This window comes from Streptomyces sp. NPDC001728, assembly GCF_040297565.1.
In the GTDB taxonomy this organism is placed as follows: Bacteria; Actinomycetota; Actinomycetes; order Streptomycetales; family Streptomycetaceae; genus Streptomyces.
The window spans coordinates 196,072-209,120 of sequence record NZ_JBEOZK010000001.1 but is presented as its reverse complement, the minus strand read 5'-3'; the positions used below and the strand labels follow the sequence as shown (position 1 = coordinate 209,120).

Annotated in this window: 12 protein-coding genes and 1 riboswitch; of the genes, 6 read left to right on the top strand and 6 right to left on the bottom strand. The window is 73.4% G+C overall.

What is annotated here, in order from left to right; genetic code table 11:
• Positions 1–20 precede the first annotated feature (20 nt).
• A riboswitch (cobalamin riboswitch) is annotated at positions 21–150 on the top strand.
• Positions 151–188: 38 nt separating this feature from the next.
• Positions 189–3,863: a cobaltochelatase subunit CobN gene (gene cobN, locus ABT154_RS00960; protein WP_351851186.1), complete on the top strand. Its 3,675-nt coding sequence runs from the start codon at positions 189–191 to the stop codon at positions 3,861–3,863.
• Here cobN and abc-f read toward each other — a convergent pair.
• A complete protein-coding gene (abc-f, locus tag ABT154_RS00955; RefSeq protein WP_351851183.1) occupies positions 3,860–5,536 on the bottom strand; it encodes a ribosomal protection-like ABC-F family protein in 1,677 nt (558 codons plus the stop codon). The genes cobN and abc-f overlap by 4 nt on opposite strands.
• 121 nt (positions 5,537–5,657) lie before the next feature.
• Positions 5,658–5,885 carry a hypothetical protein gene (locus ABT154_RS00950; protein ID WP_351851181.1) on the bottom strand — a complete coding sequence of 76 codons (228 nt, stop codon included), beginning with the start codon at positions 5,883–5,885 and terminating at the stop codon, positions 5,658–5,660.
• A gap of 128 nt (positions 5,886–6,013) precedes the next feature.
• Here ABT154_RS00950 and ABT154_RS00945 point away from each other — a divergent pair, with 128 nt between their 5' ends.
• The 3 genes from ABT154_RS00945 (at position 6,014) to ABT154_RS00935 (ending at position 8,478) form a co-directional block, all read left to right on the top strand.
• Positions 6,014–6,892, top strand: a complete 879-nt coding sequence (locus tag ABT154_RS00945) for an alpha/beta fold hydrolase (protein ID WP_351851178.1) — start codon at positions 6,014–6,016, stop codon at positions 6,890–6,892.
• A 270-nt stretch (positions 6,893–7,162) separates the two neighbouring features.
• Complete coding sequence (locus ABT154_RS00940) at positions 7,163–8,119, top strand: DUF1648 domain-containing protein (protein ID WP_351851176.1); 957 nt, start codon at positions 7,163–7,165, stop codon at positions 8,117–8,119.
• Between the two features lie 2 nt (positions 8,120–8,121).
• Entirely contained in the window at positions 8,122–8,478 is a 357-nt protein-coding gene (locus tag ABT154_RS00935) for a GntR family transcriptional regulator (protein WP_351851174.1), read from the top strand.
• Positions 8,479–8,555: 77 nt separating this feature from the next.
• Here the strand turns inward: ABT154_RS00935 and ABT154_RS00930 are convergent, their stop codons facing one another.
• Positions 8,556–9,515, bottom strand: a complete 960-nt coding sequence (locus ABT154_RS00930) for a D-2-hydroxyacid dehydrogenase family protein (protein WP_351851171.1) — start codon at positions 9,513–9,515, stop codon at positions 8,556–8,558.
• 144 nt (positions 9,516–9,659) lie between these two features.
• Between ABT154_RS00930 and ABT154_RS00925 the strand changes: the two genes are divergently transcribed.
• Entirely contained in the window at positions 9,660–11,021 is a 1,362-nt protein-coding gene (locus ABT154_RS00925; RefSeq protein WP_351851168.1) for a hypothetical protein, read from the top strand.
• A gap of 11 nt (positions 11,022–11,032) precedes the next feature.
• On the top strand, positions 11,033–11,392 hold the full coding sequence (locus tag ABT154_RS00920; RefSeq protein WP_317876332.1) for a hypothetical protein: 360 nt from the start codon (positions 11,033–11,035) through the stop codon (positions 11,390–11,392).
• Positions 11,393–11,496: 104 nt separating this feature from the next.
• On the opposite strand, the gene ABT154_RS00915 is transcribed toward ABT154_RS00920, so the two are convergent.
• The 3 genes from ABT154_RS00915 to ABT154_RS00905 all read right to left on the bottom strand — a co-directional run bounded on the left by ABT154_RS00915 (position 11,497) and on the right by ABT154_RS00905 (position 13,043).
• Positions 11,497–11,781 carry an SCO5918 family protein gene (locus ABT154_RS00915; protein ID WP_351851165.1) on the bottom strand — a complete coding sequence of 95 codons (285 nt, stop codon included), beginning with the start codon at positions 11,779–11,781 and terminating at the stop codon, positions 11,497–11,499.
• Between the two features lie 152 nt (positions 11,782–11,933).
• A complete protein-coding gene (locus ABT154_RS00910; protein ID WP_056565564.1) occupies positions 11,934–12,137 on the bottom strand; it encodes a cold-shock protein in 204 nt (67 codons plus the stop codon).
• A 267-nt stretch (positions 12,138–12,404) separates the two neighbouring features.
• Positions 12,405–13,043: a glyoxalase gene (locus ABT154_RS00905; RefSeq protein WP_351851163.1), complete on the bottom strand. Its 639-nt coding sequence runs from the start codon at positions 13,041–13,043 to the stop codon at positions 12,405–12,407.
• Between the last annotated feature and the right edge of the window lie 6 nt (positions 13,044–13,049).

Sequence of the window (13,049 nt, the reverse complement as noted above, 5' to 3'; positions counted from 1 at the left end):
GAGACCGCACGATCTAGGATGCAGATCGGCATGGGGTCCCAGGACCCCGGGGAGGAAGCCCGGTGAGAATCCGGCGCGGTCCCGCCACTGTGAGCCCGTACCAGCGATGGTGCGGGTGAGTCAGGAACTCCTGCCATCCATACGACCACCCGGGGCGCGGACAACCCCGAGGAAGGCCTGCGCTCGCCATGCTTCTGCTGCTGTCGCACTCCGACACCGATCTGCTCAGCGCCCGCGCGGCGACCGCCGGCTCCGGCGGCGGTCCGGTCGAGTACCGCTTCGCCAACCCCTCCCGGCTGCCGCTCGCCGGTCTCCCGGCCCTGCTCGACGGCGCCGACCTGGTCGTCGTACGGCTCCTCGGCGGGCTCCGCTCCTGGGAGGACGGGCTCGACGCGGTCCGCGCCGCCGGAAAGCCGATGGTCGTCCTCAGCGGCGAACAGGCCCCCGACGCCCAGCTGATGGAGGCGTCCACCGTCCCCGTCGGCGTCGCCACCGAGGCGCACGCCTACCTGGCGCACGGCGGCCCCGCGAACCTGGAGCAGCTCGCCCGCTTCCTGTCCGACACGGTGCTCCTCACCGGTCACGGCTTCGAGGCCCCGGCCGCCGCCCCCACCTGGGGGCCCCTGGAGCGCACGCCCCGGACGACCGACGGTCCGACGATCGCCGTGCTCTACTACCGCGCCCACCACATGAGCGGGAACACCGCCTTCGTCGGCGCCCTCTGCGAGGCCGTCGAGGACGCCGGCGCCCGGGCCCTCCCGTTGTACGTGGCCTCCCTGCGCGCCCCCGAACCGGAGCTGCTCGACCGCCTGCGTACCGCCGACGCCATCGTCACCACCGTGCTCGCGGCGGGTGGCACCAAGCCCGCCGAGGCGCAGGCCGCGGAAATGGGGGTGGCGCAAGGCGCCTCGGACAAGGGCGGTGGTGGGCGACGGGCGGGCGAGGAGGCCTGGGACGCGGGCGCGCTCGCGTCGCTCGACGTGCCGATCCTCCAAGCGCTCTGCCTGACTGGTTCGCGCGCCGCCTGGGAGGAGAACGACGAGGGCCTCTCCCCGCTGGACGCCGCGAGCCAGGTCGCCGTGCCCGAGTTCGACGGCCGGCTCATCACCGTCCCGTTCTCCTTCAAGGAGATCGACGAGGACGGCCTGCCCGCGTACGTCGCCGACGCCGAGCGCGCCGCCCGCGTCGCCGGGATCGCCGTCCGGCACGCCCGCCTCCGCCACATCCCGAACGCCGAGAAGCGGCTGGCGCTCGTCCTCTCCGCGTACCCGACGAAGCACTCCCGCATCGGCAACGCCGTCGGCCTGGACACCCCCGCCTCCGCCGTCTCCCTGCTGCGCCGGCTGATCGCCGAGGGGTACGACTTCGGGCCCGAGGCCGACCTTCCCGGTCTGCTCTCCGGCGACGGCGACGAGCTGATCTACGCCCTCATCGAGGCCGGCGGCCACGACCAGGACTGGCTGACCGAGGAGCAGCTCGCGAAGAACCCGGTCCGCATCCCTGCCGCCGACTACAAGCGCTGGTACGCGACGCTCCCCGAGGAGCTGCGCACCCACGTCGAGGAGCACTGGGGCCCGGCGCCCGGCGAGATGTTCCTCGACCGCTCCCGCAACCCGGACGGCGACATCGTCCTCGCGGCCCTGCGGCGCGGGAACCTCCTGATCCTCATCCAGCCGCCGCGCGGCTTCGGCGAGAACCCGATCGCGATCTACCACGACCCCGATCTCCCGCCGTCCCACCACTACCTGGCCGCCTACCGCTGGATCGCCGCCCGCGCCGAGGACGGCGGCTTCGGCGCCGACGCCATGGTCCACCTCGGCAAGCACGGCAACCTGGAGTGGCTGCCCGGCAAGAACGCCGGTCTGTCCGCCGCCTGCGGCCCCGACGCCGCCCTCGGCGACATCCCGCTGATCTACCCCTTCCTGGTCAACGACCCGGGCGAGGGCACCCAGGCCAAGCGCCGCGTCCACGCCACCCTCGTCGACCACCTGGTGCCGCCGATGGCCCGCGCCGACTCGTACGGCGACATCGCGCGCCTGGAGCAGCTGCTCGACGAGTACGCGCAGATCTCCTCCATGGACCCGGCGAAGCTGCCCGCGATCCGCGCCCAGATCTGGACGCTGATCCAGGCCGCGAAGCTCGACCACGATCTGGGCCTCCAGGAGCGCCCGGAGGACGACGGCTTCGACGACTTCCTGCTGCACGTCGACGGCTGGCTGTGCGAGGTCAAGGACGCCCAGATCCGCGACGGTCTGCATGTCCTCGGCGGCGCCCCGGAGGGCGAGGCCCGGGTCAACCTGGTCCTCTCCATCCTGCGCGCCCGCCAGATCTGGGGCGGCACGCAGGCGCTGCCGGGTCTGCGCGAGGCGCTCGGCCTGGACGAGTCGGCCGCGACCCGCACCACCGCCGACGAGGCGGAGGCCAGGGCCCGCGAGCTGGTCGAGGGCATGGAGGCGGCGGACTGGTCCGTGGACGCGATCCCGGCCGTGGCCGCCGCGTACGGCTCCGAGGTGCACGCCGTACTGCGGTTCGCCTGCGAGCAGGTCGTGCCGCGCCTGGCCGACACCACCGACGAACTCACCCACGCCGTCCACGCGCTGAACGGCGGCTTCGTCCCGGCCGGCCCCTCGGGCTCGCCGCTGCGCGGTCTGGTCAACGTCCTGCCGACCGGCCGGAACTTCTACTCGGTCGACCCGAAGGCCGTGCCCTCCCGGCTCGCCTGGGAGACCGGGCAGGCGCTCGCGGACTCGCTCCTTGAGCGCTACCGCACCGACAACGGCGAATGGCCGACCTCCGTCGGTCTCTCCCTGTGGGGGACGAGCGCGATGCGGACCGCCGGCGACGACGTGGCCGAGGCGCTCGCCCTGCTCGGCGTCCGCCCGCTGTGGGACGAGGCCTCCCGCCGCGTCAACGGCCTGGAGCCGATCCCGCTCGCGGAGCTGGGCCGTCCGCGCGTCGATGTCACCCTGCGCATCTCGGGCTTCTTCCGGGACGCGTTCCCGCACGTCATCGGGCTTCTCGACGACGCCGTCCGGCTGGTCGCGGGTCTGGAGGGCGAGTCGGCAGAGGAGAACTACGTCCGGGCGCACGCGCAGGCCGACCTCGCGGAGCACGGCGACGAACGGCGCGCCACCACCCGTATCTTCGGCTCGCGGCCGGGGACGTACGGCGCGGGCATCCTCCAGCTGATCGACTCGCGCGACTGGCGCACGGACGCGGACCTCGCCGAGGTGTACACGGTCTGGGGCGGTTACGCGTACGGGCGCGGGCTCGAAGGCCGCCCGGCGCGCGCCGAGATGGAGACCGCGTACAAGCGGATCGCGGTCGCCGCGAAGAACACGGACACCCGCGAGCACGACATCGCCGACTCCGACGACTACTTCCAGTACCACGGCGGCATGGTCGCGACCGTCCGCGCGCTCAGGGGCACGGCCCCCGAGGCGTACATCGGCGACTCGACCCGCCCCGAGACCGTCCGCACCCGCACGCTCGTCGAGGAGACCTCCCGGGTCTTCCGCGCCCGCGTGGTCAACCCGCGCTGGATCGAGGCGATGCGCCGCCACGGCTACAAGGGCGCGTTCGAGCTGGCGGCGACCGTCGACTACCTCTTCGGGTACGACGCCACGACGGGCGTCGTGGCCGACTGGATGTACGACAAGCTGACGCAGGAGTACGTGCTCGACCCGGAGAACCAGGCCTTCCTGAAGGAGGCCAACCCCTGGGCCCTGCACGGCATCGCGGAGCGCCTCCTCGAAGCCGAGTCGCGCGGCATGTGGGAGAAGCCGGACCCGGAGACCCTGGCCGCCCTGCGCCAGGTGTTCCTGGAGACCGAGGGCGACCTCGAAGGCTCCTCCGAGGACTAGGTCCTCATCGGGGCGGGGGCGGGGGCCGGGGCGTGTCGTGACGGCCAGGCCGTCACGAAGGCGTCGGCCGGGGCCAGTTCCAGGCGGCGGCCCCGGAAGCCCGCCCTGAGCCGGCGGTCGTGGGAGACCACGACCAGCGTGCCCCGGTACTCCGCGAGCGCCGCCTCGATCTCCTCCACGAGCGCCGGGGCCAGATGGTTGGTCGGCTCGTCGAGGAGGAGCAGATCGGCGGGCTCGGTGACGAGCCGTGCCAGTTCCAGTTTCCGGCGCTGTCCTGTCGACAGGTGCCGTACCGGGGTTTTCAGGTCCCCGGCGGAGAAGAGACCGAGGGCGAGCAGTTCGTCCGTGCGGTCGGCTCCGAAGGCCTCGCCCACCGTACGGGGGTCGGCGGGTGGGGCCGTCTCCTGACGGAGCAGTCCGACCCGCGCGGGTGCGTCCACCGTGCCCGCGTCGGGGGCGAGTTCGCCCGCGAGGACTCTCAGCAGGGTGGTCTTCCCCGCGCCGTTCGGCCCGGTGACCAGGAGCCGCTCGCCCGCGTCGAGGTGGAGGGCGTCCAGCCGGAGCCGGCCGTCCACCCGCACCCCGGCGAGGCCGACGGGCCCGCCCCGGCCGGTCAGCTCCGCGCGGAACCGCAGCGGCTCCGGCGGCGCGGCCACCGGATGGCCGGCGAGCCGGGCGAGCCGCTCGCGGGCGGCCCGGATCCGGCTCGCGGCGCCGTGCGCCCGTGACCTGGCCCGGAAGGCCCCCGCCCCGCTGAACGCCGCCGGCGCCTTGCGGGGGATCGCGGTGAAACGGTCGATGTTCGTGTCGGCGAGTGCCCGGTGCCGGGCCAGTTCGTCCTTCCACTCCTCGTACTCCCGCTGTCTGCGGGCCCGTTCGGCGGCGCGTCCGGTGAGGTAGCCGGCGTAGCCGTTGCCGTACCGGCGGACGGTGTGCCGGTCCTCGTCGACCTCCAGGATGTCGGTGGTGACCCGGTCGAGGAAGACCCGGTCGTGGGAGACGGCGACGACCGTGCCCCGGTGGGCGCGCAGTCGCTCCTCCAGCCAGGCCACGGCCTCGTCATCGAGGTCGTTGGTCGGCTCGTCGAGCAGCAGCAGTTCCGGCTCGGCGGCGAGGACGGCGGCGAGCGCGAGCCGGGACCGCTGTCCGCCGGAGAGCGTCCCGAGCGGCCGGGCGCGGTCCAGCGGGCCGGGCTCCCCGAGCCGCCGGAGGGTGGTCTCGACCCGCCGGTCGGCCCCGGCGCCGCCCCGGGCCTCGTGGGCGGCGAGCAGTCCTGCGTACCCGGCGAGGTCACCGGTCACGGCGAGCGCGGCCTCCGCGGCGCGGATGGCCCGCTCCAGTTCCCTGACCTCCGCGAGCGCGTGGTCGACGGCGTCGCCGACGGTGGCGGCGGGCGGCAGGTCGAGGGTCTGGGCGAGATGACCGAGCCCGCCGGGGACCTCGGCGGTCACGGTGCCGTTGTCTGGGGTCTCCAGGCCGGCGATGAGCCGGAGGAGGGTGGACTTCCCGGAGCCGTTGTCCCCGACGACCCCGAGCCGCTCACCGGCCCGAAGCGCGAGGGAGACCCGGTCGAGCACGGTCCGGTCCTGCGCGGCTCGGTCGTGCGCGGTTCCGTCGTGCGTGGCTCCGGCGTCGTAGCGCTTGCTGACCTCGGTGAGTTGGACACGGAACAAGGGCGGCCTCCGTTGCGTCGACGACAAAGCAATACGAGACGTCTCGTCTCATGTCGTCGACGGTACGCCAGGGGCGACCCCTTCGCAAGACGTTTCGTCTCGTCGCGAGTGGCGTGTCCGCTCAGGCGGAGGCGACGCGCAGGAACAGCGCGGCCATGGGGAGCGGGGTGAGCACCACGACCGGCGCCGTCACATCGTGGAGATCACGGACGCGGGCGCGACCGCCCTGGAGCGGGTCGACGCGGCGGTGAGCGCGGCGGAGCGCGAACTGTTCGGCGACCTGACCGAAGCCCAACAGGTCCTGCCGCGCGGCCTGTTGGACCGGGTCGTCGTGGACCCGGCCGCCCACGACCCCGGCGCCGAGCGGCGGGCCGAACCGCTTTCCCTCCCCGCCCCGGATATTTCTCCGCCCGGCGATGAGTTCCGGCGCCCCCGGCGGTCTACCCCCATGACTGACTCACCACCGAGGAGATCACCATGGCCGAGACCGGCACCCGGACGCTGGACACCGCCGGCGCGACCCTGCGCTACGACGTGCGCCCCGGCACGGGGACCGAGGCGCGCCCCCTGCTGCTGATCGGTTCCCCCATGGACGCGACCGGCTTCACCACGCTCGCCTCCCACTTCACCGACCGGACCGTCGTCACGTACGACCCGCGCGGGGTGGGCCGCAGCGAGCGCACCGACGGCGCGACGGCGTCGCTTCCCGAGGAGCACGCCGACGACCTGGCCCGGCTGATCGAGGCGCTCGGCGTCGGCCCGGTCGACGTCTTCGGGAGCAGCGGCGGCGCCGTCAACTCCCTCGCCCTCGTCGCCGCCCGCGGCGACCTCGTGCACACCCTCGTCGCGCACGAGCCGCCGACGGCCCAGGTCCTGCCGGACCGCGAGGCGGCCCTCGGTGCGTGCGCGGACGTCCACGCGACCTATCTGCGGGAGGGCTGGGGGCCCGCGATGGCGAAGTTCCTGGCGCTGACGGGCCGGAAGGGCCCGTTCCCGGCGAACTGGGCGGAGGAGCCCGCGCCCGACCCGGCGACCTTCGGCCTGCCCGTCGAGGACGACGGCTCGCGCGGGGACCCGCTGCTCGGCCAGAACATGCCGGGCTGCACCTCCTACCGTCCCGACTTCACCGCCCTGCGCGCCGCGCCGACCCGGATCGTCGTCGCGGCGGGCAAGGAGTCGGAGGGCGAGCTCGCCGCCCGCGCGGCGGCGGCCGTCGCCGAGGGCGTCGGCACCCCGCTCGCCGTCTTCCCGAGCCACCACGGCGGCTTCCTGGGCGGCGAGTTCGGCCAGCAGGGCGCCCCGGCGGAGTTCGCCGAGGCGCTGCGGGCGGCCCTGGACGGCGACGGCCGGGACTGACACGGACGGAGCGCCGGGCTGACGTCCCGGCGCCGCTCCGCGCGTCGGGACCCGGCGCTCGTCGGGACCTGGCGTCCGTCGGGACCTGGCGTCCGGCGGGCCCGTCCGCCCAGCGGCGCTTTCCTCCCTGCGGCGACCTTTCCTGCGGCGACCCTCGCGGCGGCGGCCCTCACGGCCGCCGCCGCGTCGACGTTCCCGAGCCCCGAGATCTAGTTGTTCTAGCCAAGCGCGAACAACTTGTTCTATCCTGGTGCGAACAAGGGAGGCTCCATGAACCGATCCATGCCCCGTCTCCGCGCCCTCGCCGCGCTCCCGTTCGTCCTCACGCTCCTCGTGTACGTCCCGCTCCTCGTGCTCCGGTACGACCGGCTCCCCGATACCCTCGCCACCCACTTCGGCCTCGACGGCCACCCCGACGGCTTCACCGGCCGCACCGCCTTCGCCGTCGTGGGCGTCGCCCTCCTCGTCGCCCTCGGCGCCGGCTGGACGGCCCTCGTCAGCCGCTCCTCCCTCTGGGGCGCCTGGGCAACGGCCGGTTTCGCGGGCGCGCTGCTCGTCCTCCTCCTACGGGACAACCTGGACGTCACCGACCCGTCGCAGGTCTCCTCCCCCCTCGTGAACCTCACCCTCGCCGCGGCGACCGCCGGGCTGCTCGGGCTCGCCGGATGGGGCCTGACACGGTTCGTCCCCGAGGACGCGACGGCCTCCGTCCGCGACGCCCCCGACGCCCCCCGGCTCCCGCTCGGTGCGAGCGAGGTCGCCGGCTGGTCCCACGCCGCCGCCTCGGGGCCGCTGACCGTCCTCGGGGTCCTCGCCCTCGCCGCCGTCCCCGTCGGGCTGATCCTCGCCCCCTGGCCCGGCGCGCTGCTCGCACTGCTCGGCCTCGTCATCGGGGTGCCGGGGCTCGCCCTCGCCCGGGTCCGGGTCACCGTCGACCGCCGGGGCGTCACCGTACGGCCCTCACTGGCTGCCCGGCCCCGCGTCCGGGTTCCGCTCGAAGAGATCGCGGGGGCGAGCGTCAGAGAACTCGACACGGCCGCCGTCCTCGGCGAGTTCGGCGGCTGGGGCTACCGCGTCAGGGCCCACCGTACGGGCGTGATCGTCCGGACCGGGGAGACCCTGGTCGTACGGCGGGACAGCGGGCGCGAGTTCGCCGTCACCGTGCCCGACGCGGGCACCGCCGCCGCCCTCCTCAACACGCTCGTCGAGCGCCATGGGAAGGTCTGACCGTGCTCTTCCGTGTCGACCCGGCCTCCGCCGCGCCCCTCGGCGACCAGATCGCCGCCTGTGTCCGGGGCGCCCTCGCCGACGGCTCCGCCGCACCCGGCGAACGCCTCCCGGCCGCCCGGGAGCTCGCCGACTCCCTCGGCGTCAACGTCCACACCGTCCTCCGCGGCTACCAGCGGCTCCGCGAGGAGGGTCTGATCGAACTCCGCCGGGGCAGGGGCGCCGTCATCGTCCCCGGCGCCACCGCCCCCGACCGCGCCCGCCTGGTCTCCCGGCTCCGCGAGGCGGCGGCGGACGCCCGCGAACTCGGCCTGACGGACCAGGAGTTCATGGAACTGGCCCGCACGAGCCTGGGCTGAGACCCGCTCTAGTACGGGGATCGGCGCGGCTCCCGTACGGGGGGGCAGCGCGGCTCCCGTACGGGGGGCAGCGCGGCTCAGCCCAGTTCCCGTACCGGAGCCCCCGCGAGGAACGCCTCGATGTCCTCCACCGCCTGCCCGAAGTACCGGCCGTAGTTCCCCTCCGTCACATAACCGAGGTGCGGCAGCGCCAGGACGTTCGGCAGGGACCGCAGGGGGTCGTCCAGGGGCAGCGGTTCGGTCTCGAAGACGTCCAGCCCGGCCCCCGCGATCCACCCCTCGCGCAGCGCCCGCAGCAGCGCCCCGCCGTCGACGAGCCCCGCACGCGAGGTGTTGACGAGGTACGCGTGCGGGCGCATCGCCCGTAGTTCCGGCTCCCCGATCAGCCCGCGCGTCCGGTCCGAGAGCACCATGTGGAGCGAGACGAAATCACTCTCCGCGAGCAGCTCCCGCCGGTCCCTCGCGTACCCGACGCCGTGTTCGGCCGCCCGTTCCTCCGTCAGGTTCGGGCTCCACGCGCGCACGTGCATCCCGAAGGCGAGCCCGATCCGGGCCACCCGGCCGCCGATCTTGCCGAGCCCGACGAGTCCCAGGGTCCGGCCGGCCAGGTCGGCGCCGACCGTGGACTGCCAGGGGCCGCCCTCGCGCAGGGACCGGGCCTCGGCGGGTACGTGGCGCGCCAGGCCGAGGAGGAGCGCCCAGGTGAGTTCGGTGGGCGGTTCGGAGCCGCTGGCGGTGCCGCAGACGGTGATCCCGCGCGCGCGTGCGGCGGCCACGTCGACGGAGGCGTTGCGCATCCCGGAGGTCACCAGGAGGCGGAGCCGGGGGAGCCGGGCCAGAAGTGCGGCGTCGACGGGGGTCCGCTCCCGCATGACGACGAGGATCTCGCAGTCCGCCAGGGCCTCGGCCAGCGCGTCCCGGTCGGTGAGGTGCTCCCGCAGGACGCGTACGTCGACCCGGTCGGCGAGCGGGCTCCAGTCGGCGGAGGCCAGGGCGGCCCCCTGGTAGTCGTCGAGGACGGCGCAGCGCAGCTTCATGCCCGCATGATCGCGTACGGCGGGAGGGTGCGCGGTGCGTTCGTGTCCCCCTGGTGCCCCGCCCAGGGCGACAGGACCGCCCCCGTCTCACAGAATTGCGCTGAATTGCCCCGTATCGAGAAGCGGTGACGAGGAGTGGGCGCCATGGATGCCGATGATGCCGAAGCCGGTGGTGCCGCCGGCGGCAATGCCGGTGCCGACGAACTCGCGAGGCTCCGCGCCCGCGTGGCCGCCCTTGAGGAGGAGGCGAGGACGCCCGCCCCGGTGCGCCCGCCCCACCACCGCCTCCGGTCGTTCTTCTCCGCCCTGCTGATCGTCATCGGCTGCGTGCTCATCCCCCTCGGGATCGTCGCTTCCTGGACCTCGGACATCGTCGGGAACACCGACCGGTACGTGAAGACGGTCGCCCCGCTCGCCTCGGACCCGGACATCCAGGCCGCCGTCGCGAACCGGGTGACGAACGCCGTCATGGACCACATCGACCTGGCCTCCCTCCTGGAGGGCGTCGCGCCCGACCAGCGGCCCCTGGTGGAGAAGGCGCTCGGCAAGCTGGGCGGCTCCCTGGAGAGCGCGGTCGGCAGCTTCGTCCACGACCGCGCCCAGGACGTGGTCGCCTCCTCGGCCTTCGAGACGATCTGGACCGACGCCAACCGTGCCGTCCACACCTCCCTCGACCGCGCCCTGACCGGCAGCGACGACGGGGCCGTGAAGATCAGCACGGACACGGTCACCATCGACCTGGCGCCCGTGATCGACCGGGTCAAGCAGCGGCTCGTCGAGTCCGGCCTCACGGTCGCGGGCAAGATCCCCGAGATCCACACCAACTTCACCGTCGTGCAGTCCAAGGACATCGGGAAGGTGAAGACGGCCTTCGGGCTGCTCCAGAAGATGGGCATGTGGCTGCCGGTGATCGCGGTGCTGCTCGTCGTCGGTGGCGTGCTGCTCGCGGTGGGCCGGCGCCGCACCCTGGTCGCGGCGGCGCTCGGCGTGGCGGTGGCGGCGGTGATCCTCGGGGTGGCCCTCACGGTGTTCCGTACGGTCTATCTGAACGCCCTCCCGGCCACCGTCTCCCCGGCCGCCGCGGGCTCCCTCTACGACACCCTGATCCGCTACCTCCGCACCTCGGTACGGGTGTACGCGACGCTGGGCGTCCTGCTCGCCCTCGCGGCCTGGCTCTCCGGCCCGAGCCGCCCCGCCGTACTGACCCGGAAGCTCTGGGACGACGGCATCTCCGCCACCCGCGGCACCGCGGACCGGGCGGGCCTGCGCACCGGACCGGTGGGCCCCTTCGTGCGCCGGTACCGGCGGTGGATCACCTGGCTGCTCGTCGCGGCGGCGGCAGCGGCCTGCGTGTTCTGGCCGCACCCCACGGGCTGGGTCGTCGTGGGCCTCGCGCTCGCCCTGCTCTTCGCCCTGGCGGTGACGGCGTTCCTGGCGGAGGAGACGCCGGAGGGCCGGGCGAAGGAACCCCCGAGCCAGGGTCCCCATGCCAGGGAGGGCGCCTAGAATGGGCTTCCATGTCGAAGCCTGACGAGCTGCTCGTCGAGATCGCCGCAACGGTGGAGTCCGGGCAGAGCAATCAGATGTCCCTGACAGTGGTCGCGGGAGGCGTGGTTCTCACCGGCCGGCTCGCCCCGGAAGCCCTGTGGAGACAGCGCGTGTCGGAGGTCCTGACGGACTCCGCCCGCCTCGGTGAGTTCTCCGGGGTGTTCAGCCCCTCCGAACCCAGGGAAAGTCCCCCGACCCACCTGCACTTCCACCTCGCCCGGATCCTCCAGGGCACGGTGGGCATCCCGGAGACCGGCGGGATGTACCGGGTGGCCCTGGCGGACGTGAGCGCCTGGACGGTGGGCGACTTCAGCTACTTCGACCACTGAGGGCACTGGGACCCGTATGGACCGGGCAGGCCCCTGAGGGCGTACGGGCCCCGGCGGAGGCCCCTACGGGGTACCGCCGGGGCCCGGGTGCCGGGTCCGTACCGTCAGAACGTCTCGGAGGGCTCTCCGGCCACCGGGTCGGTGGTGCCGGCGGCCGGCACGGTGAGGCAGGTGAAGCCGAGCTTGGTCATGGCCCGCGTGACCTCGCCGGCGCTGAAGTCGCGGCGGTCCTGGCGGGTGACGACCTCACCCACCTGCTTCACGGGGAACTGACGGCGGCCGATGACGACGACATCGCCGACGGCCGGCTCGGGCTTGACGCCCTTCATCGAATCGATCACTCCGGCCTTGGTCAGCTCGAAGGGGAAGCGGGCGATGACACAGCGCATGGTGACTCCTGCGGAGAGGTGGTTCCAGAGGTGATCCGGGCAGGAAATTCCCGCGGCCGATCAGTGGTGCGAAAAAGAACGGTGCAAAGGACTGGGACCCGCACCCCGAAGGTGCGGGCCCCAGTTCTCGCGACGCGTACGACGCTTCGGTTTCAGGAAGGGACGATGTTCTCGGCCTGCAGGCCCCGCTGGCCCTGCACGACGTCGAAGGTCACCTTCTGGCCCTCCAGCAGCTCACGGAAGCCCTGGGCGGCGATGTTCGAGTAGTGGGCGAACACGTCGGGGCCGCCACCGTCCTGCTCGATGAAGCCGAAACCCTTTTCCGAGTTGAACCACTTCACGGTGCCGGTTGCCATGTCACTGCTCCAAAAAGTCCGGAAATGAAAAAGGGTGCCCAGCGCCGGAGAAACCGGAAGAGGGCACTCGTACGTTCGGGACCCACAACTGCAACTGTTATCGACAGTAGCACGGTGGGCCGACGTCTGCGGGGTGAAGATTTCACCCCCTGTCATCCCATGCGTTTACATGACAAATTCCACCGTACGTCGCTTCGAATTTCCGGAGCGGAGGGAGGACGGACCGGCCCCGATCCGCCCTCCATCCACTCCGGGTCCCGGCCTCCGTCAGCTGCGGGCGTCGGCGGAGGCCGGGGCCGTGGCGGTCTCCCAGGCGAAGCCGTCCGGGTCCGTGAAGGCGGTGCCGTCGGCCGCGCCGAGGGCGATCCGGTGCGAACCCTCGCCGTCGGCGGGGAGGCCGACGTCCTTGGCGAGGGCGCGGCGCCCGTACAGGGCGAGCTTCACGGGGCTGTCCCCGGCGTCGAACTCGACGTACTTGCGGCCGAAGCTCTTCGCGACGGTCAGGCCGTGCTCGACGTAGAACTTCCGGGTCTCGGCCACGTCCGCGGCGCCGAGGAGGACGACGAACCCTTCGACGTGCCCGGTCGCGGGGCCGGTGTCCTTCTTCGCGGAGGTCGCGACCTTCCAGACGGTCCCGTCGGGGGCCTGGAAGACGCCGCCGTACCCCCAGAAGGACTTCGAGACGGGCTTGAGGACGGTGGCGCCCGCGTCGAGGGCGGCGTCGACCAGGTACCGGACGTCGGCCGGCTGGGAGACGGTCAGCGAGAGCGATATCCCGCGGAAACCGGAGGTCGGTGCGGACGAGGCCCGCAGCCGGACCCAGGAGCCCAGACCGGAGGCGGTGTAGAAGCGGTCGGCGGCCGGGAGGTCGGCCACCTCGACGGTGACGGAGGCGATGGTGTTCATGCCGTT

Bases quoted from the DNA above. Each gene is read 5' to 3' on its own strand.
- cobN (WP_351851186.1), top strand. From the start codon at position 189: ATGCTTCTGCTGCTGTCGCACTCCGACACCGATCTGCTCAGCGCCCGC.
- ABT154_RS00945 (WP_351851178.1), top strand. From the start codon at position 6,014: ATGGCCGAGACCGGCACCCGGACGCTGGACACCGCCGGCGCGACCCTG.
- ABT154_RS00940 (WP_351851176.1), top strand. From the start codon at position 7,163: ATGAACCGATCCATGCCCCGTCTCCGCGCCCTCGCCGCGCTCCCGTTC.
- ABT154_RS00930 (WP_351851171.1), bottom strand. From the start codon at position 9,515: ATGAAGCTGCGCTGCGCCGTCCTCGACGACTACCAGGGGGCCGCCCTG.
- ABT154_RS00925 (WP_351851168.1), top strand. From the start codon at position 9,660: ATGGATGCCGATGATGCCGAAGCCGGTGGTGCCGCCGGCGGCAATGCC.
- ABT154_RS00920 (WP_317876332.1), top strand. From the start codon at position 11,033: ATGTCGAAGCCTGACGAGCTGCTCGTCGAGATCGCCGCAACGGTGGAG.
- ABT154_RS00915 (WP_351851165.1), bottom strand. From the start codon at position 11,781: ATGCGCTGTGTCATCGCCCGCTTCCCCTTCGAGCTGACCAAGGCCGGA.
- ABT154_RS00910 (WP_056565564.1), bottom strand. From the start codon at position 12,137: ATGGCAACCGGCACCGTGAAGTGGTTCAACTCGGAAAAGGGTTTCGGC.
- ABT154_RS00905 (WP_351851163.1), bottom strand. From the start codon at position 13,043: ATGAACACCATCGCCTCCGTCACCGTCGAGGTGGCCGACCTCCCGGCC.